Raw genomic sequence first — 18,526 nt, 5'->3', positions numbered from 1 at the left:
GAACAGTAGGTTTCTATTTAATAATTATTTTTTGTGAGGTGACTTGGTCGTTATTGGTGATTTTCAAAATATAGGTTCCCGCATTTAAATGACTAATATCCATTTCCATAGATATTGCATTATTGTTTGTGCCTTCTTTTACTTTTCTTGCATTTAAATCAAAGATTTCCACTTTTGAATTTAATTCATCCTTTGGAAAATTTACGATCAAAATATCCTCTGCAGGCACAGGATAAATAACATAACCGTATTTAATTTGAGTTGTTGTGCCCAACTGAATTCCATTGCCTTCAACAACCAAATAAGTATTATTTCCATCAATATCCGTAAAAGTTTCAACCGCTCCCGAAGGCCACTGAATTTCAATTTCCGATGCATTTGAAGCATCTCCCAACCCAAAATGATTGGTATAACTGTTCTGGCTACAATAACCGCTTGCGGCTTCAATCTGGCGTGTTTGCCAAACTTCATTACCGTTTATGGTAGCCCTAATTCTAACTTTCGCCCCAACAGCCGACCCATTTGAAGGTTCGCCAACACAGTGAATTTTTATCCAATTATTCCCGCTTCCCGTATTTTTGAACAGCGAATTGCTTTGGTTTTCATTTAAAGTATTCGCCAAAATCACATCCAACCAACCATCGTTGTTATAATCGCCAAAAGCACAACCAAAAGTATTTCCTTGGTGGTTTGCCAAAGCGCTGCTGGTGTCTTTGGAAAAAGTGCCAGTCCCATCATTTATAAATAGCGAATTCGTTTCCTGCCCAGCAAAATAGGCATTGCAAACCAGCAGATCTAAATCGCCATCATTATCAACATCTGCAAAGGCAGAACCGAACGAGCTTCCAGTTTCCGCAGCAATTGCTGAACTAGTTTGCTCTATAAATGTTCCATTTTCATTAATAAATAATTGATTGTTTTGTCCACCCCAATTGGCTACAAAAAGATCGAAATCGCCATCGTTGTCCACATCTGCCCAAGAACTCCCTGCAGAGTTTTTTCCGTTTTGGGTAATGGAAAGATTGGTGATTTGGGTGAAATTATTAGGGCCGTCATTTCTGAAAAGTGAATTGTTGGTATTGTCTTCATTCGCAACAAACAAATCACTGTCGCCATCGCCGTCATAATCAATCCAATTTATAGAGCGCGAAGCAAGCGTTTCACTGGTAATGGACAACCCAGTTACCGCTTCAAAAGAGCCATCGCCCTGATTTTCGAAATACAGATTTCGGGTGGAAACAATGCTATTCGTGATGTATGCGTCCAAAAACTGATCGTTGTTGAGGTCAATCCAATTCACCATTTCGGAATAGGTCAGCGGAATTCCGATAGCGTTTGTGGGTTCATATTCAAAAGTGCCATCGCCATTGTTTCGGTAGAAATAATTCTTTTTTCCAACGCCATTTCTACCGTAGGTTACAACCACCGCATCCAAATCACCATCATTGTCAACATCGGCAAAACTTGCCCCGTCCGAACGGTCGTTGTCTGAAACTATATCATCAGCGGTTACGGTAGTGAAAGTGTTGTCGCCGTTGTTAATGTAAAGCATATTGTTTTGCCCAGCAGTAGGCCCGTTGGTAAAAAATATATCATCCCAGCCATCGCCATTCACATCAATAAAATTGGCACTTCGCGAAGCGGAAGGGGTTGTTGTAATATCCTCGAAGGTGGTTTCTTCAAAAGATTGCGAATAATTTCTTTGAATAAAAAAAGTGGAGATAAAAAAACTGAGAAATAGTAATGATTTTGCCATTGTGTTAAGTTTTTAAAATTATTCTTTGCAGCTTAAATTGTTTTCAAGTGGAAAATTAATTTTAAAAGCCAATGAATTTGTGGAAATTGTTTTGAGTGCAAAAATTTTGTTCTGAATGACCCGATTTCTGATTTGAATTGATTTTTCAGAACTTATTTATTGCGAATCCATAAAGTGATTTTTAGAATTGAAGTCCAACTATGGTATTACGGACGTCATAAAATTCATAATAAATATTCAATAGAAGAAAGTTTCAAAAGAAAGTCAATTGAAACGAAAGCATTTTAGAAACGCATTTTCGGGCAATGTGGGTTAAATACTTAAAATCATTAGCGATGTATGGCCAAGCGCCAAAAGAAGTCGAAGTTTTTTGAAGTTAATTATTTGGAATGGTCAAACTTCCCTTTTACAGTTTTAAAGCGGAGAATTCCATAGCCAATAATAGCCGAAATGAAGGAACCTATTAAAATCCCAATTTTTGCGGAATCTATATATTCTGGACTGCTGCTAAAGGCCAGGCCAGCTATGAATATAGCCATTGTAAAACCTATTCCAGCTAGAAAAGAAACACCAATTATCTGTTTATTGGTAATATCTGCAGGCACTTCAATAATTTTAAGTTTTCGGGCCAAAAAGATAACCACAGAAATTCCGATACTCTTGCCTATTATCAAACAGACCATAATATTTACAATTAAAACTGTTTCAAGTCCTTCGCCGCCACTTATGGCTACTCCGGCGTTGGCAAGCGCGAAAATTGGTATTACCAAATAGGCAACCCAGTTGTGAAGTTTGTGCTCTAAATGCTGCAAGGGCGAACGGTATTTGTCAGACCAACCTTCCAAATCCTCTATCAGGTGGAGTTGTTCTACAGAAAGAACCGGTTTTTGTAAAATGGTACTATCTTTTATTTTTTTTACCACTGTGTCCAATTGGTCAGTAAATTCATGGGTGCTTATTTTTTGTCGCACTGGAATAGCAAATGCCATTAAAATTCCAGCCAGAGTAGGATGGAGCCCTGCTTTCAAAAACAATAACCAGATTACAAAACCCACAACTATTGTAAAAAATTCAAAATAAAACCCTTTGTAGCTTAAAAAATATACAACAGCCAATATGCCCAATGCATAAGCGAGCAATATTAAATTTAAACTGCTGCTATAAAATACGGCAATCACTAAAACCGCCGCCAAATCATCAACAATTGCGAAGGCAGTAAGAAATATTTTCAAACTTAATGGCACCCGATTGCCCAATACTTTTAAAATTGCCAATGCAAAAGCAATGTCAGTAGCCATCGGTATTCCCCAGCCCTTTAACGTATCGGGATTTTGATTTAGAATAATATATAAAATTACTGGAAGCGCAATGCCACCAATTGCGCCAAAAAGTGGAAACATAACTTTTTTGGTGGAATTGAGTTCACCAATTAAAAACTCTCTCTTTATTTCCAAGCCTATCAAAAAAAAGAAAATAGCCATCAGTCCATCGTTAACCCAAAGTATCAAAGGTTTTTTAAGTTCAAAACCGTCTGTAACAATTCCTATTTCATAATTCCAAAATGACAGATAGCTTTCGGAAAAAGCTGAATTTGCCCAGATCAAAGCAATAATTGTGGTTGCCAACAGCAAAATTCCACTGGAACTTTGAAGGTTGACAAACTTTTGAAAGGGAGAGAGTAGTTTTCGTTTTATCATATACATTTTTCGAATTGGCAATATACAAAACTCATAATAATTTTATTCTGCTTACCTATTTTGAAATCATAAGAAACACCGCCTTCCGCAACTGCATACTGCCAACTTTTTTTTACCTTTGCAACTCTTTAAAAGAAAGCAAGAATATGTTTGATAATTTAAGCGATAAGCTGGACAAAGCGCTGCACGTACTGAAAGGTCACGGCAGCATCACCGAAGTAAACGTAGCCGAAACTTTAAAAGAAGTCCGCCGTGCCCTTTTGGACGCTGACGTTAACTTTAAAACCGCCAAGGAATTTACCAATACCGTAAAGGAAAAGGCACTCGGCCAAAACGTACTTACTACGCTTCAGCCGGGCCAATTGATGGTAAAGTTGGTAAAAGACGAGCTTACCCAATTGATGGGTGGCGAAACCGCTGGGGTGAATTTGAGTGGCACGCCAACGGTTATTTTAATGTCTGGTTTGCAGGGTAGTGGTAAAACTACTTTCTCCGGAAAACTTGCCAATTATCTTAAAACTAAAAAAACAAAAAAACCACTTTTGGTAGCCTGTGATATTTACCGTCCCGCGGCAATTAACCAATTGCACGTGGTGGGCGACCAGATAGGAGTGGAGGTTTACAGCGAACCTGAAAATAAAAATCCGGTACAGATTGCCCAAAACGCCATTGCACATGCGAAGCAAAATGGTTTCAACGTAGTGATTGTTGATACCGCGGGTCGTCTGGCCATAGATGAGGCGATGATGACGGAGATTGCAAATGTGCACAAAGCAATCAACCCACATGAAACTCTTTTTGTAGTAGATGCAATGACGGGGCAGGATGCTGTAAACACGGCTAAAGCATTTAACGAAAGGTTGAATTTTGATGGGGTCGTGCTTACCAAACTCGATGGTGATACCCGTGGTGGTGCCGCTATTTCCATTAAAAGTGTTGTTGATAAGCCAATTAAGTTTATCGGTACAGGTGAAAAAATGGACGCCATTGATGTGTTTCACCCAGCCCGTATGGCCGATCGTATTTTGGGGATGGGAGATGTTGTTTCACTTGTGGAAAGAGCCCAGGAACAATTTGATGAAGAGGAAGCCAGAAAACTTCAGAAAAAAATTGCGAAGAACCAATTCGGTTTTGACGATTTTCTTAACCAAATACAGCAGGTGAAGAAAATGGGAAGTATGAAGGATTTGGTAGGAATGATTCCAGGCGCTGGAAAAGCCTTGAAAGATGTAGATATAGACGATGACGCTTTTAAAGGAATAGAAGCCATAATCCATTCCATGACTCCAAAAGAAAGAACAGAACCAGCAATTATAAACGGAAGCCGTAAAAAACGAATTGCTGCCGGTAGTGGAACAAGCGTTCAGCAGGTAAACCAATTGCTAAAACAGTTCGACCAAATGAGCAAGATGATGAAAATGATGCAAGGCGGCGGCGGACGCAAGATGATGCAGGCTATGGGGAAGATGAGGTAAATGAAATATGTTAATTGTTAATTGGAAGCGATACCATTAACCATTAACCATTAACCATTAACCATTAACATTTCAACAAATGACAATACTAGACGGAAAGAAAGTAAGCAACGACATAAAAAACGAAATAGCCGCTGAAGTTGAAAAAATGAAGGCCAATGGTGAAAAAGTGCCTCATCTTGCCGCAATTATTGTGGGCGATGACGGTGCGAGCCTTACTTACGTGGGCAGTAAAGTGAAAGCTTGCGAACGGGTAGGTTTTGAATCTACTTTGGTAAAAATGCCGCATACTACCAGCGAACTGGAATTGCTAAAAAAAATCAAGGAATTGAACGAAGACGACAATATTGACGGTTTTATTGTTCAGCTTCCATTACCTCCGCAAATTGATACTCAAAAAGTTCTTCTTACCGTGGATCCTTCAAAAGATGTGGATGGTTTCCATCCTGAAAACTTCGGAAAAATGGCTTTGGATATGAGCACATTTATTCCTGCAACACCTTTTGGAATTCTTGAATTATTGCAACGATATGATGTTGATACTAAAGGAAAACACACCGTAGTTATTGGAAGAAGCCACATAGTTGGTCGCCCAATGAGTATTTTAATGAGCCGCAAAGGGTGGCCCGGAAACAGTACCGTTACACTTACGCACAGTAACACAAAAAACATTGCACAAATTACCACGCAAGCGGATATAATTATTTCAGCATTGGGAGTTCCCAACTTCTTAAAAGCCGAAATGGTAAAGGACGATGTGGTAATTATCGATGTGGGTATAACAAGGGTAGAAGACACAGACCACCCCAAAGGCTATGTGATTACAGGTGATGTTGACTTTGAGAATGTGAGTAAAAAAGCTTCGTTTATAACACCTGTACCAGGTGGTGTTGGCCCAATGACAATTGCGATGCTTCTTAAAAACACACTTTTGGCAAGAGAACAACGAAAGGGTTAAGCTTTTTCGCCTTCCGCCAAACGCCAATCCAAATATTTGTGAAGATCAGTTTCAATCCAACCCATGCCGATTGATAGTACAGCCAAATCATCTATGTAGCCAACTCCCGGAATAAAATCTGGCACCAAATCAAAAGGGTTGAAAACGTATAAAAGAGCTACCGCTATGGAGGCAATTGTAAACCACGGCACATTTGGATAAGTGCCTTTTTTAACGTCTTTCAGCATTGCGAACATAATTTTTCCGAGCTCGGCATATTTTCGTAAAGGACTGGCATTGCTCAGTTTTTTGGAAATGGCTTCCTCATTTTTCATTACTAATTCAACATCTTCGTCTTTTATTTTAGTGACTTTTTCCTCAACGTATTCTTCGTTAATTTTAGAATCCATCATAGCAATGTTAGAAGGTTTTTTATCTTTCTTTTTTCTGAAAAGCATAGTTTATTCGTTTTTGTAATTTAAAAATAAGCAATCGAATCATGAATACTTTTAAAATTTTGTTATAAAAATTTGTTGAGCAAATAAATAAGTATCAGAATAGAAAGAAGTATTAGAAACCAGTAAGGTTTAAGATTTTTGGGGTTTTTTCCGAAGAGAATTTTAGTAAGCGTAAACATAAAGCTTCGGTGCTTGGCTATGTAATTATATATGTGGTCACTGAGGTAATTGAACCATCGATTTTCTGAATACCATCGATGCCATTTTACATTTGGTTTTTTGAAATATAGAAAACTTCGGTAGGCAGAATTGGGGCCACTATAAACTTGGCCATCCTTTTCAATAAGCCGCGATGCTTTTTTAAATTCTTTTAAAGGAATATCAGGGTATTTATCCGAAACTTCTTGAAATGTTTTATAATGAATACGATTTTCGGTTTTAGATTTCCACCGAGTTATCCAGTAGTTGCAAAAACCACATTCCCCGTCCCAAACCATAGTAGGTTTTTCACTGGGAGGGAAATCCGTTTTTTGGATTTTAGCAAACATTTATTTTTGGGTTTACAAACGTTCCTCTTGGGTGACTGAATCCTCTTTTCCATATTCTTTCCTATAAATACGGACTATTACCATAAAGAGACTGATGAGTAAGGGACCAAATATTAAACCAATAAACCCGAATAACGGAACGCCCACGATAACCCCTATCAAAGTAACCAATGGGTGCACATTGTCCAGTTTTTTAAGCACATAAAGGCGAATAATATTATCTGTTGAACCCACAACTACAAAACCGTAAATAAGTATTCCCCAGGCCTGAAAACTGTGTCCTGTAGAAAGTGTGAGTACGAACACGGGAAGAATACCCACAAGGGTTCCAACAAAAGGGATCATACTCCCAATGGTGACAATTACGAACCAAAAGAATGGGTCTTCAATTCCAAAGATTAAAAAACCAATTAGCGCAACAATTCCTTGGGCAACTGCCACTAATGGAATGCCCAGTGCATTTGACCGAACCATGGCTTGAACTTCGATACCGATCTCCTTTAAATTCCCTCGATGCATTGGGATATATTCTTTTAGTGACTCTCTTAAATCGGTTCGGTTTGTAAACATGTAATAAAGCATAAAGTACATTAGTCCAATAGCAATAAATGCATTGAAAGTGCCCCCGGCTAAATTCTGAAGGTTGTCTGAAAGCCAGCCAGTAATAGCTGAAGGGTCTATTTGTGATGTAAGATCGTAGCCAACTGTATCTTCAATTTTTGCAAGCTGTTCTTTAAGGGCTTTTATAACTGCTGCAGAATTCTGGACGGCATCCCCAATTTTGTTGGTAAGCATTAAAATAATTCCGGCAATGGGGATAAGAATTCCAACGAAGGAAAGGAGCATCAAAAATGCAGCGGCAAGCGAAGGGTTCCATTTTTTTTGGTTCACCAATTTCGCCATCCATTTACGCATTAAAACATAAATAGTCACAGCTCCTAAAACCCCAGTTAAATAGGGGAGAAGCTCCCGAAAAATGAGGCTGCCCATCAATAAAATGAGCAAGATGACGAATATTTGTCGGATTATTTGTGGAGGAATGTGTTTGGTCATTTGGCGAATAGTTGTGTCATATCAGCAAAAGCTTTAAATTCCAGCGCGTTTCCGGCAGGATCTTTAAAAAACATTGTTGCTTGTTCTCCCACTTGTCCTTTAAAACGGATGTATGGTTCAATGATGAAGGTAAGGTTTTTTTGGATTAGTTTCTCAGAAAAATCCTTAAAGGTCTGCATATCCAGTACAACTCCAAAGTGTGGAATTGGCACATTCTTGCCATCTACTGGGTTGCTGCTTTCTTTTTCTTCAGAATTGATTTCTTTTAAATGAATAACAAGCTGGTGCCCGAAAAAGTCAAAATCTACCCAATGGTCGCTGCTGCGTCCTTCGGCAAGTTCTAGTATGTCTCTGTAGAATTTTCTGGAAGCTTCCAGATTGTCCACAGGAATTGCAAGGTGGAAGGGTGGTATGGTATTGCCCATTAATTATTTCTTAAGGCATGAATGAGCTCCTTCTTATTCATTTTTGAACGGCCATCAATGCCCACATTTTTTGCTTGTTCATAAAGCTCATTCTTGGCCCATTCTTCATAAGGTTCTGAATTTCCACCTTTTTTGCCGGCATTTTTGGTGTTAGCAATACGAGCGGCTTTTTCTTTGCTATAACCCTTATCGCGAAGGGCTTCGTATTGATCTTCGTTTTTAATTCTAGGATTTGGCATAATAATTAGTTTTAAATGAAAAACCCTCTGTAAAACAAAGGGCTTTTGCAGTTACTATTTAATTTTGATCAGTATCTTTTCTGTTTTTGAGTAAACCGATGCCCGCGAAAAAGAATACTATTCCCAAGATTCCTATGGCCCAAGGGCTCATTCCTATTTCCATGCTTCCGAATACTCCAAGTATTCCCATTACCAATCCTATTCCGCCGGCAATCGTTAATATAAAACCTAAAATCTTAATCATAATTAATTGAATTTGATGGTTAATTGGATTAAAATTAAAGGAAAAGCTTCATTCCATAATGAACCTTAACAAAATCTTTACAGGATGAAATTTATTCGGAAGGAGCGTCCCAACCTATCATAAAATATTTAATAGGAGCATTGTCGGGAATCTGGCTGGCTTCAACCTCAAGATCCATATTATATCGCAGTTCCTCGGGCAGACTCTTTTTATCGATTGTTAAATATACATCAGTTTCCTTAAGAAAAACGACTACCGCGTTAATGGTAGTTTCAATATTGTCAATAGTGTAATTTGCTTTTACGTCTTTAAAAGTACTTGCGGTAGTTAACCCTTTTTCGGTTTTATAGCGGGCGTCAAAAACCTGAATATTTGTTATTGTTGAGCTAGGGTCGTTTTCACTATCGGGCGACAGCAATAGAAGTTTTTTACCGCCTTTTTCATAAATTTCAACTTCTCCCTGTGTTTCCAAAGCGTTGGGTGATGAATTTATTTTTACAATGGAATCTTCCGCAAAAATGGAATCAATTTGCTTCATTTTTATTTCCTTATTTAAGTTTCCGATGGAACCATTCTTAATCAAAAAAGGATCGCTGTCCTTTCCGCATTGAACAAAAGCAAGTGAAACTATTCCAATTATTAAAAGTGTCTTTTTCATTTATGTTTTTTAGTTATTTGAATTTATAAGTTTTTTTACTGAGTTACTTCATCAATTTCCCCAAAATACCCAAAACACTGCGTATTACAGTTGGGCTGGAAAGTGTTTTTATCCAAGGGTTTGAACTGCTTCTTCGACGGGAGGAACTTCTGCTCGAGGTGGTTTTTCTCGCAGCTTCCTTTTCCTTTTGGGCTTTTTCTTTTGCTTCTTCCTTGTTGGCGATTTCAATTTTTTCCGTCAACATTTCATAAGCGCTTTCGCGGTCTATCACCTCGTTGTATTTTGGGATTAACTTTGAATTTTTTAATAATTCCTTCAGTTCACCATCTGTCAAAACATCCATGCGGCTCATTGGCGCTCGCAGCATAGTGCGGGCCAGTGGAGTGGGGATTCCCTTTTCATTTAAGGCGCTTACCAGTGCTTCGCCAATTCCCAAAGCTGTCAAAACTTCGTCTGTTTTATAATAGTCAGAAAGTGGATAATTTTCTGCGGTCAATTTGATGGCCTTTCTGTCTTTTGCTGTAAAAGCGCGAAGTGCATGCTGAATTTTTAAACCCAATTGGCTCAAAACAGCATCGGGCACATCGGTTGGGTTTTGGGTCACGAAATAAAGACCAACCCCTTTGGAACGTATCAATTTTACGATGCTTTCAATTTGGTCGAGCAATGCGCTGCTGGCTTCGTTAAAAATTAAATGCGCCTCGTCTATAAAAATCACCAACTCGGGCCTGCCGCTATCGCCCTGCTCGGGGAAAGTTGCGTAAATTTCAGCCAAAAGGCTCAACATAAAAGTTGAAAATAGCTTCGGGCGATCCTGAATATCGGTCAATCGGATAATGTTTATATATCCCCTTCCGTTTTCATCAATGCGAAGCAAATCGTCAGTATCAAAGGATTTTTCGCCAAAAAACAAATCGGCTCCCTGCTGTTCCAATTCTACAACTTTCCGAAGAATAGCCCCCGTGGAGGAGGAAGAAATGCGCCCGTATTCCTCGGCAAATTCGTCTTTGCCTTCATCGGTAGTATATTGCAATATTTTTTTAAAATCCTTTAAATCAAGCAACGGCATTTTGTTGTCGTCACAATATTTAAAAATTACGGAAACGATGCCTGCTTGCACATCACTCAAATCGAGAATTCGCGAAAGCAATACAGGGCCAAACTCGCTCACCGTAGCGCGAAGGCGAACGCCTTCTTGGTCTGAAAGTGTGAGTATTTCAGCGGGAAATTTCTTTGCTTCATACGGAAAACCGATAGCAGCGTGGCGTTCCTCAATTTTGGCATTATTGGTTCCTAGTTGTGCAATTCCGCTGAGGTCTCCTTTAATATCCATCAAAAGCACAGGAACACCTTTTTCCGAAAGATTTTCGGCAATAATTTGAAGGGTTTTTGTTTTACCTGTACCTGTTGCGCCCGCAATCAATCCGTGACGATTCAAGGTTTTTAATGGAACTTTCACATAAGCATCTTTAACGGTTTCGCCATCAAGCATCGCTGCACCAAGATTTATAAACTCTCCCTTGGTTGTGTAACCGTTATTGATATAATCAAAAAAAGCCTGTTTGTCTGCCATGACACTAAATTTTGCTCAAAAGTAATAAATTATAGTCCATCAAGGTTTTTAAACCAGCAAATTCCCACAAGGCTAAACATTTTTATTTGGAATTTGCTTCCGAAATACTATAGTATTCAACTTCAATTCGAGTAATTTTGCACCGATGAAAAAAGAAGTACAGCAATTAGTGGATAAAGGAGTAATGCTTCCCTTGATGGAAGAGTTTTACACGATACAAGGCGAAGGATTTCATAAAGGAACCGCGGCATACTTTATACGCGTTGGCGGTTGCGATGTAGGTTGCCATTGGTGCGATGTGAAGGAAAGCTGGAATGCAGAACTGCACCCGCCAACGGCCATTGAAGCAATTGTTGAAAATGCCGCAAAATATTCAAAAACCATTGTAATTACTGGAGGCGAGCCCCTTACTTGGAATATGGGACCCTTGACCGAAATGTTGAAAGAAAAGGGAATGCAAACCCATATTGAAACTTCCGGTGCATACAGATTAACTGGAACTTGGGATTGGATTTGCCTTTCGCCAAAAAAAATGAAACTTCCCACTGAGGAAGTTTATAAAGCTGCAAATGAATTGAAAGTAATTGTTTTCAACAAAGATGATTTCCGTTTTGCGGAAGAACAAGCTGCCAAAGTAGGCCCAGATTGTATTCTTTATTTGCAGCCGGAATGGAGCAAGCGTGAAAAGATGAGTCCGCTAATAGTGGATTACGTGATGCAAAACCCTAAATGGAAGGTTTCGCTACAAACGCATAAATACTTAAATATCCCTTAAATAACTTAAGCTTTTTTTAAAGGAATTTCAACATATTCGTTGTCCCATCCTATCATAAGGGTAGTTCCATTGCTGTCCGGTCTAAAAATCATTGAGAGTGATTCTATAGGTGCCGCAGCGTCTTTGACAGGGACGACCATTCTAGCAACATCTTTTTCTTTTTTATAGCTGTAAGCGCCCCAAACATTGGTATCACTATTTATAATAACAGTCCAATTATCTTCATCTGGGATTGTATACAAAGTATAGGTTCCTGGGTTTAAAATAGTCTTTCCGAATTTTAAGGGGGTGTAAATCGTAAGTTCGGTTGCTTCATTGGCGCCAGTTCTCCACACTTCGCCATACGGTACCAAATCACCAAAAATGTCGCGTCCCTTTTTTTGGGGTCGACTATAGATTACACGTGCCAAGGGCGGACTGTTCTTGTCAGGTCTGGCCATTACCAAATCCATAGGTGAAGCATCCATCTGCGGAAAGCTTTGCGCCTGGCCGGTCTGGAAGGTAAACGATGCGGTTAGAAGGCAAGCAAATAGAAATATTTTATTCATATGAAATATTTTAGATTTTATAAAATGTTCAAAATTAGACGTAATTTTTAATAAAAAGTTTCATCAAAACTCAATAAAACACAATCATAAAACGCTAATTTCGCCAAATTTAGTGCGCAACTATTGCGCCAAATTCCAGATAAGTTTTCTGTAGCTTTAAAAGTTGTCTTTTTTCACAGTAATTTGTTAATAACTTACTGCTTATAAATTACGCAAACCCTTAATTTTATTGGGGATTTGGTTATATTTGTTCGTTACGAAAAAAACTGAAAATCATTCAAATTATTATATGAGCGAAGAACAGAAAAAAGGCAGCTACGGTGCCGACCAAATTCAAGCGTTAGAGGGAATGGAACATGTGCGCATGCGTCCATCAATGTATATTGGTGATGTTGGAGTGCGTGGCTTGCACCACTTGGTTTATGAAGTGGTAGACAACTCTATTGACGAGGCCATGGGCGGTTATTGCGACACTATTGAAGTGGCTATTAATGAGGATAATTCGATATCCGTAAAAGATAACGGCCGTGGAATTCCCGTAGATCTTCATAAAAAAGAAGGCGTTTCTGCGCTACAGGTTGTTATGACCAAAATTGGAGCTGGTGGAAAGTTCGACAAAGATTCTTATAAAGTATCCGGGGGTCTTCACGGAGTTGGTGTTTCGGTAGTAAACGCACTTTCCGAGCACTTAACTGCCACTGTACATCGTGATGGTAAAATCTGGCAGCAAGAATACGAGCGCGGAAAAGCTATGTATCCCGTAAAGTCTATTGGAGAGACCGATTATCGTGGAACTATCGTTACGTTTAAACCAGACCCGCAAATTTTCCAACAATCTTTGGAATATAGCTATGATACATTGGCCAGCAGAATGCGCGAGTTGTCTTTTTTGAATAAAGGAATTACTATTTACTTTACAGATAAAAGGCAAAAAGATGAAAATGGTGAATTTCCCACTGAAAAATTCCACAGTGAAGAAGGTTTGAAGGAGTTCATCCGCTTTTTGGATGGAAACCGAGAGCCTATCATTGCCGATGTAATCTCCATGGAAGGTGAAAAGAATGACATTCCAGTGGAAGTTGCAATGGTTTACAATACTTCATTTAATGAAAACTTACATTCATACGTAAACAACATTAACACACACGAAGGCGGAACACATCTGTCCGGCTTTCGTGCTGGATTGACGCGTACTTTAAAAAAATACGCAGATGCGTCCGGAATGCTGGATAAACTGAAGTTCGAAATTGCCGGTGACGATTTCCGCGAAGGATTGACCGCTATTATTTCAGTAAAAGTTGCAGAGCCACAATTTGAAGGGCAGACTAAAACGAAACTTGGTAACCGTGAAGTTACGGCGGCGGTAAGCCAAGCGGTTTCCGAAATGCTTGAAAATTATTTGGAAGAGCACCCAAATGATGCAAAAACCATAGTGCAGAAAGTAATCCTTGCCGCCCAGGCACGTCACGCAGCACGAAAAGCCCGTGAAATGGTACAGCGCAAAACCGTGATGAGCGGGGGTGGCTTGCCAGGAAAACTTTCCGACTGCTCTGAACAAGATCCGGAAAAATGTGAAGTATTCCTCGTAGAGGGAGATTCTGCGGGCGGAACTGCAAAACAGGGCCGCGACCGTAATTTTCAGGCAATTCTTCCGCTTCGCGGAAAAATTCTGAATGTTGAAAAAGCCATGCACCACAAAGTTTTTGAAAACGAAGAGATTCGAAATATTTATACCGCGCTGGGTGTAACCATCGGTACTGAAGAGGATAGCAAAGCCCTGAACCTCGAGAAACTGCGCTATCACAAAGTAGTGATTATGTGTGATGCGGATGTGGACGGTAGCCATATTGCAACTTTGATTTTGACTTTCTTTTTCCGCTACATGCGAGAATTGGTTGAAGCTGGTTGTGTTTATATAGCAACCCCTCCACTTTATTTAATAAAGAAAGGAGCCAAAAAGGAATACGCTTGGAGTGATAAGGAACGCGACAGATTGAACCAAGAGTTCGGCGGTAGCGCTTCCATCCAACGATACAAAGGTTTGGGAGAAATGAACGCCGAGCAGCTTTGGGATACTACAATGAACCCTGAGTTTAGAACGCTTCGACAAGTTACCATAGACAACGGTACCGAGGCAGATAGAATTTTCTCAATGCTGATGGGCGATGAAGTTCCACCTCGAAGGGAATTTATAGAGAAGAATGCGGTTTATGCAAATATTGATGCTTAGTAAAATATGAATAATTCTAAAAAGCCCGTTTCTGAAAAATTAGGAATGGGCTTTTTAGTTTTTAACCCTTTATTATCATTATTTTAAGCAGATATTGGTACTTTTGTGCTGCCTTTCAGAAAGGTTCTGAAAGATTGAAAAGTCACTCCGATTTTCTTCGGGAAAATATATTACAAACAATAACCATAAACAATTAATATGAAAGTAACAGTTGTAGGGGCAGGTGCTGTGGGCGCAAGTTGCGCAGAGTACATTGCCATCAAGAATTTTGCAAGCGAAGTAGTTTTGTTGGACATCAAAGAAGGATTTGCCGAAGGAAAGGCAATGGACCTGATGCAAACAGCTTCTTTAAACGGTTTCGACACTAAAATTACAGGTGTAACAAACGATTATTCCAAAACCGCAGGTAGCGATATTTGCGTAATCACCAGCGGGATTCCACGTAAACCGGGGATGACGCGTGAGGAATTGATAGGTATAAATGCCGGAATTGTAAAAGATGTGTCTTCAAACCTCGTAAAGCATTCTCCTAAAACTATTATAATCGTAGTTAGCAACCCGATGGACACGATGGCTTATTTAGTCCATAAAACATCTGGTTTGGATAAAAATAAAATCATCGGAATGGGTGGTGCTTTGGATAGCGCACGTTTCAAATATCGTTTGGCGGAAGCCTTGGGGGCTCCAATCAGCGATGTGGACGGAATGGTAATCGGTGGTCACAGTGATACCGGGATGGTTCCGTTGACACGTTTGGCAACTAGAAACAGTGTTCCTGTTTCCGCTTTTATTTCTGAAGACAGGTTGAACCAAGTAATGGAAGACACCAAAGTGGGCGGCGCAACGCTTACTAAATTGTTGGGAACTTCAGCTTGGTATGCTCCAGGTGCTGCGGTTTCAAGTTTGGTACACGCAATTGCCTGCGACCAAAAGAAAATGTTCCCTTGCTCGGTAATGCTTGATGGCGAATACGGAATGAAGGATATTTGCATTGGTGCTCCAGTAATTTTGGGCAGAAACGGTATCGAAAAAATAGTAGAACTTGAATTGAACGATGCCGAAAAAGCGCATATGAAAGAAAGTGCCGAAGGCGTTCGTAAAACTAATGATTTACTGGAACTTTAATTCCAAAATAGGATTAATAAAATTAAACCTCACAAGTCTTCGAGACCTGTGAGGTTTTTTCATATAAAAACCCCAAAGGTTTTCAAAACCTTTGGGATTTAGTCTTACATCTTGCGTCTTATAGCGAAGCGGTCTTACGTCTTTTTTACCCACATTTCGAAGACCCACAATCCTTGCAAGTCAAACAACCTTCCTGGTAAATAAGTGATGTGCTGTTACAGTTTTCACATTTCTGTTTTTTGGCTTCTGTTCCATCGGCCACATAGCGTTTCAACGCACGGGCAACGCCATTTTTCCATGTGTTGATGCTTTCACTGTCAAGTTGTAAGCTGTTAATCAAATCTACCACTTTTTCAATTGGCATGCCATGGCGAAGGGTGCTGGAAATCAATTTTGCATAGTTCCAAAACTCAGGGTTGAACTTATGCGAAAGCCCTTCAATAGTGGTTTTATAACCTCTTTTATTTTTATACTGAAAATCGTAACGCGAAGTTCCGTCCTCGTTTCGGTTTTTGATTATTACCCCTTCATTTACCCAACGTGGAATTAAAATCCCATCCTCATCATCGGCAAAACCTGTGAAAATTTCATACGGTTTTTCATCAATCAATCCGATAAAAGCAATCCATTTATCTTTGCTGTTTTGAAAACGAACTACATCTGCTTCAAGGGTTTCGGGACGTTTGGTTGGGAAAGCGGTCAAGGTTTCGTTGTCTTCTTCCTTCTTTTCTTCATTTGAAATCAAAACCCCCGAACGTGACCCATCGCGATAAACGGTAACGCCTTTGCAGCCAGCCTGCCACGCTTCGAGATATAATTTTCCAACCAATTCTTCGGTAGCGTCGTTCGGTAAATTGATGGTTACGGAAATGGAATGGTCCACCCATTTCTGCACCGCGCCCTGCATCCGCACTTTGCTCATCCAGTCCACATCGTTGGAAGTTGCTTTGTAATAAGGCGATTTCTTTACAATTTTGTTCAATTCTTCCTGGCTGTAATTTTTATCGGTTGCAATGCCGTTTGCTTCCATCCACTGCTTAAAACGGTGGTGGAAAACCACGTATTCCTCCCAACTGTCGCCTACTTCATCCACAAAATCAACACGTACGTTTTTATCGTTCGGGTTTACTTTTCTTCTTCGTTTGTAAACAGGAAGAAAAACAGGCTCAATGCCCGAAGTGGTCTGTGTCATCAAACTGGTAGTTCCCGTTGGGGCGATTGTCAACAATGCAATATTTCTTCGGCCGTATTCGAGCATATCGTAATACAGCTTTTCATCCGCATCTTTTAGGCGAAGAATAAACGGGTTGTTTTTTTCTCTTTCGCTATCAAATATTTTGAAAGCACCTCTTTCCTTTGCGGTATAAACCGATGCGCGATAAGCTTCCAAAGCCACGGTTTTGTGGATTTCAACCGAGAAATCGATTCCTTCCTTGCTGCCGTACTTTATGCCCAAAGCGGCCAGCATATCGCCTTCGGCGGTAATGCCAATCCCGGTCCTGCGGCCTTCCTCTGCTTTTGTTTGAATGTTTTTCCAAAGATTTCTCTCAACAGCTTTCACCTCATCGCTCTGCGGATCGGCATCTATTTTTGCAATGATGGCATCTACTTTTTCAAGTTCCAGGTCGATAATATCGTCCATAATTCTTTGGGCGATGCCGATGTGTTTTTTGAAAAGTTCAAAATTGAAAGAAGCATTTTTAGTGAAAGGTTTTTCCACATACGAAAATAGGTTTATTGCAAGCAAACGACAGGAATCGTAAGGGCAAAGCGGAATTTCGCCACACGGATTTGTGGATACGGTTTTGTAGCCCAAATCGGCATAGCAATCCGGTACACTTTCCTTAATAATTGTATCCCAAAAAAGAATGCCCGGCTCGGCAGATTTCCAAGCGTTGTGCACGATTTTTTTCCAAAGCTTTCCAGCCTCGATCTCCTTTGTGTTTTTGGGGTTTTCGCTAAAAATTGGATATTTCTGCGTATAGTTTTTTCCATCTTTTACGGCTTGCATAAAAGCATCATCCATTCGCACGGAAACGTTGGCGCCGGTAACTTTTCCCTGCTCCATTTTCGCATCAATAAAATCTTCGGAATCTGGGTGGTTTATCGATACCGAAAGCATCAACGCGCCACGGCGACCGTCCTGGGCCACCTCGCGGGTTGAGTTTGAATAGCGCTCCATAAACGGAACAATCCCAGTTGAGGTCAACGCTGAATTCTTCACCGGAGACCCTTTCGGGCGGATGTGCGAAAGATCGTGGCCCACACCGCCGCGACGCTTCATCAATTGTACCTGTTCTTGGTCGATTTTCATAATGCCTCCATAAGAATCGGAATCGCCGTTGTTTCCTATTACGAAACAATTTGATAGTGAAGCAATCTGGTACGGATTGCCTATTCCCGCCATAGGACTGCCTTGGGGCACGATGTACTTGAAATCTTTGATAGCCTCAAAAACTTCTTCCTCGGTCATTGGGTTGGCATAGCGCTGCTCGATACGCGCAATTTCCTTTGCGATTCGGCGGTGCATATCATTAGGCGTTTTTTCATAAATATTGCCTTCAGAATCTTTTAGGGCGTACTTGTTTACCCAAACGCGGGCAGCAAGATCATCGCCTTTAAAATATTCAACCGAAGCTTCAAAAGCTTCATCCTGTGTGTAGGTTTGGGGAGTGGGGATGGCGGTTTTTACTTGCATATTTTTGAAAAGATTTTTGGTTAATTAAATTCGGATTTTTAAAGTATGTAAATATAGCAAAATAGCAATCCCATTATAATTTTAATT

At 39.9% G+C, this 18,526-nt stretch carries 17 protein-coding genes; 5 read left to right on the top strand and 12 right to left on the bottom strand.

Translation table 11 applies throughout. The features are described from left to right. Nucleotides 1-13: 13 nt before the first annotated feature. Nucleotides 14-1,756 carry an FG-GAP-like repeat-containing protein gene (locus tag AC58DT_RS14820; protein ID WP_497217591.1) on the bottom strand — a complete coding sequence of 581 codons (1,743 nt, stop codon included), beginning with the start codon at nucleotides 1,754-1,756 and terminating at the stop codon, nucleotides 14-16. Nucleotides 1,757-2,136: 380 nt separating this feature from the next. Further along, nucleotides 2,137-3,453, bottom strand: a complete 1,317-nt coding sequence (gene nhaA, locus AC58DT_RS14815; RefSeq protein ID WP_497217590.1) for a Na+/H+ antiporter NhaA — start codon at nucleotides 3,451-3,453, stop codon at nucleotides 2,137-2,139. A 146-nt stretch (nucleotides 3,454-3,599) separates the two neighbouring features. On the opposite strand from nhaA, the gene ffh reads away from it, so the two are divergent. After that, entirely contained in the window at nucleotides 3,600-4,928 is a 1,329-nt protein-coding gene (gene ffh, locus AC58DT_RS14810) for a signal recognition particle protein (protein ID WP_497217589.1), read from the top strand. A 79-nt stretch (nucleotides 4,929-5,007) separates the two neighbouring features. Beyond that, nucleotides 5,008-5,886, top strand: coding sequence for a bifunctional 5,10-methylenetetrahydrofolate dehydrogenase/5,10-methenyltetrahydrofolate cyclohydrolase (locus AC58DT_RS14805; RefSeq protein WP_497217588.1), 879 nt, complete (start codon nucleotides 5,008-5,010; stop codon nucleotides 5,884-5,886). Here the strand turns inward: AC58DT_RS14805 and AC58DT_RS14800 are convergent. The 8 genes from AC58DT_RS14800 to AC58DT_RS14765 form a co-directional block, all read right to left on the bottom strand. Beyond that, complete coding sequence (locus tag AC58DT_RS14800; RefSeq protein WP_497217587.1) at nucleotides 5,883-6,323, bottom strand: YkvA family protein; 441 nt, start codon at nucleotides 6,321-6,323, stop codon at nucleotides 5,883-5,885. The two genes, AC58DT_RS14805 and AC58DT_RS14800, sit on opposite strands and share 4 nt — an antisense overlap. Before the next feature lie 62 nt (nucleotides 6,324-6,385). Next, nucleotides 6,386-6,871 carry a thiol-disulfide oxidoreductase DCC family protein gene (locus AC58DT_RS14795; protein ID WP_497217586.1) on the bottom strand — a complete coding sequence of 162 codons (486 nt, stop codon included), beginning with the start codon at nucleotides 6,869-6,871 and terminating at the stop codon, nucleotides 6,386-6,388. Nucleotides 6,872-6,883: 12 nt separating this feature from the next. After that, on the bottom strand, nucleotides 6,884-7,924 hold the full coding sequence (locus AC58DT_RS14790) for an AI-2E family transporter (RefSeq protein ID WP_497217585.1): 1,041 nt from the start codon (nucleotides 7,922-7,924) through the stop codon (nucleotides 6,884-6,886). Beyond that, nucleotides 7,921-8,349 (bottom strand): VOC family protein, encoded by a 429-nt coding sequence (locus AC58DT_RS14785; RefSeq protein WP_497217584.1) that lies wholly within the window; start codon nucleotides 8,347-8,349, stop codon nucleotides 7,921-7,923. Before AC58DT_RS14785 ends, AC58DT_RS14790 begins: the two co-directional genes overlap by 4 nt. Further along, the gene (locus AC58DT_RS14780) at nucleotides 8,349-8,588 is read right to left on the bottom strand and encodes a DUF7218 family protein (RefSeq protein ID WP_497217583.1); all 240 of its coding nucleotides are present in this window, start codon (nucleotides 8,586-8,588) and stop codon (nucleotides 8,349-8,351) included. Before AC58DT_RS14780 ends, AC58DT_RS14785 begins: the two co-directional genes overlap by 1 nt. Before the next feature lie 58 nt (nucleotides 8,589-8,646). Then, entirely contained in the window at nucleotides 8,647-8,832 is a 186-nt protein-coding gene (locus tag AC58DT_RS14775; protein WP_497217582.1) for a hypothetical protein, read from the bottom strand. 91 nt (nucleotides 8,833-8,923) lie between these two features. Next, the gene (locus AC58DT_RS14770; RefSeq protein ID WP_497217581.1) at nucleotides 8,924-9,490 is read right to left on the bottom strand and encodes a hypothetical protein; all 567 of its coding nucleotides are present in this window, start codon (nucleotides 9,488-9,490) and stop codon (nucleotides 8,924-8,926) included. 43 nt (nucleotides 9,491-9,533) lie between these two features. Beyond that, nucleotides 9,534-11,063 (bottom strand): helicase HerA-like domain-containing protein, encoded by a 1,530-nt coding sequence (locus AC58DT_RS14765; protein ID WP_497217580.1) that lies wholly within the window; start codon nucleotides 11,061-11,063, stop codon nucleotides 9,534-9,536. 145 nt (nucleotides 11,064-11,208) lie between these two features. Between AC58DT_RS14765 and AC58DT_RS14760 the strand changes: the two genes are divergently transcribed. Further along, entirely contained in the window at nucleotides 11,209-11,838 is a 630-nt protein-coding gene (locus tag AC58DT_RS14760; RefSeq protein WP_497217579.1) for a 7-carboxy-7-deazaguanine synthase QueE, read from the top strand. A 5-nt stretch (nucleotides 11,839-11,843) separates the two neighbouring features. On the opposite strand, the gene AC58DT_RS14755 is transcribed toward AC58DT_RS14760, so the two are convergent. Next, complete coding sequence (locus AC58DT_RS14755) at nucleotides 11,844-12,386, bottom strand: DUF2911 domain-containing protein (protein WP_497217578.1); 543 nt, start codon at nucleotides 12,384-12,386, stop codon at nucleotides 11,844-11,846. A 289-nt stretch (nucleotides 12,387-12,675) separates the two neighbouring features. Here AC58DT_RS14755 and gyrB point away from each other — a divergent pair, with 289 nt between their 5' ends. Further along, complete coding sequence (gene gyrB, locus AC58DT_RS14750; protein ID WP_497217577.1) at nucleotides 12,676-14,616, top strand: DNA topoisomerase (ATP-hydrolyzing) subunit B; 1,941 nt, start codon at nucleotides 12,676-12,678, stop codon at nucleotides 14,614-14,616. 198 nt (nucleotides 14,617-14,814) lie between these two features. Further along, the gene (mdh, locus tag AC58DT_RS14745; protein WP_497217576.1) at nucleotides 14,815-15,741 is read left to right on the top strand and encodes a malate dehydrogenase; all 927 of its coding nucleotides are present in this window, start codon (nucleotides 14,815-14,817) and stop codon (nucleotides 15,739-15,741) included. A gap of 145 nt (nucleotides 15,742-15,886) precedes the next feature. Here the strand turns inward: mdh and AC58DT_RS14740 are convergent, their stop codons facing one another. After that, the gene (locus AC58DT_RS14740; RefSeq protein ID WP_497217575.1) at nucleotides 15,887-18,439 is read right to left on the bottom strand and encodes an adenosylcobalamin-dependent ribonucleoside-diphosphate reductase; all 2,553 of its coding nucleotides are present in this window, start codon (nucleotides 18,437-18,439) and stop codon (nucleotides 15,887-15,889) included. Between the last annotated feature and the right edge of the window lie 87 nt (nucleotides 18,440-18,526).

The sequence above is a fragment of the Aequorivita sp. CRS11 genome, from assembly GCF_059693805.1.
This window is presented reverse-complemented; position numbering and strand designations above follow the sequence as displayed.

Bases quoted from the DNA above. Each gene is read 5' to 3' on its own strand.
- AC58DT_RS14820 (WP_497217591.1), bottom strand. From the start codon at position 1,756: ATGGCAAAATCATTACTATTTCTCAGTTTTTTTATCTCCACTTTTTTT.
- nhaA (WP_497217590.1), bottom strand. From the start codon at position 3,453: ATGATAAAACGAAAACTACTCTCTCCCTTTCAAAAGTTTGTCAACCTT.
- ffh (WP_497217589.1), top strand. From the start codon at position 3,600: ATGTTTGATAATTTAAGCGATAAGCTGGACAAAGCGCTGCACGTACTG.
- AC58DT_RS14805 (WP_497217588.1), top strand. From the start codon at position 5,008: ATGACAATACTAGACGGAAAGAAAGTAAGCAACGACATAAAAAACGAA.
- AC58DT_RS14800 (WP_497217587.1), bottom strand. From the start codon at position 6,323: ATGCTTTTCAGAAAAAAGAAAGATAAAAAACCTTCTAACATTGCTATG.
- AC58DT_RS14795 (WP_497217586.1), bottom strand. From the start codon at position 6,871: ATGTTTGCTAAAATCCAAAAAACGGATTTCCCTCCCAGTGAAAAACCT.
- AC58DT_RS14790 (WP_497217585.1), bottom strand. From the start codon at position 7,924: ATGACCAAACACATTCCTCCACAAATAATCCGACAAATATTCGTCATC.
- AC58DT_RS14785 (WP_497217584.1), bottom strand. From the start codon at position 8,349: ATGGGCAATACCATACCACCCTTCCACCTTGCAATTCCTGTGGACAAT.
- AC58DT_RS14780 (WP_497217583.1), bottom strand. From the start codon at position 8,588: ATGCCAAATCCTAGAATTAAAAACGAAGATCAATACGAAGCCCTTCGC.
- AC58DT_RS14775 (WP_497217582.1), bottom strand. From the start codon at position 8,832: ATGATTAAGATTTTAGGTTTTATATTAACGATTGCCGGCGGAATAGGA.
- AC58DT_RS14770 (WP_497217581.1), bottom strand. From the start codon at position 9,490: ATGAAAAAGACACTTTTAATAATTGGAATAGTTTCACTTGCTTTTGTT.
- AC58DT_RS14765 (WP_497217580.1), bottom strand. From the start codon at position 11,063: ATGGCAGACAAACAGGCTTTTTTTGATTATATCAATAACGGTTACACA.
- AC58DT_RS14760 (WP_497217579.1), top strand. From the start codon at position 11,209: ATGAAAAAAGAAGTACAGCAATTAGTGGATAAAGGAGTAATGCTTCCC.
- AC58DT_RS14755 (WP_497217578.1), bottom strand. From the start codon at position 12,386: ATGAATAAAATATTTCTATTTGCTTGCCTTCTAACCGCATCGTTTACC.
- gyrB (WP_497217577.1), top strand. From the start codon at position 12,676: ATGAGCGAAGAACAGAAAAAAGGCAGCTACGGTGCCGACCAAATTCAA.
- mdh (WP_497217576.1), top strand. From the start codon at position 14,815: ATGAAAGTAACAGTTGTAGGGGCAGGTGCTGTGGGCGCAAGTTGCGCA.
- AC58DT_RS14740 (WP_497217575.1), bottom strand. From the start codon at position 18,439: ATGCAAGTAAAAACCGCCATCCCCACTCCCCAAACCTACACACAGGAT.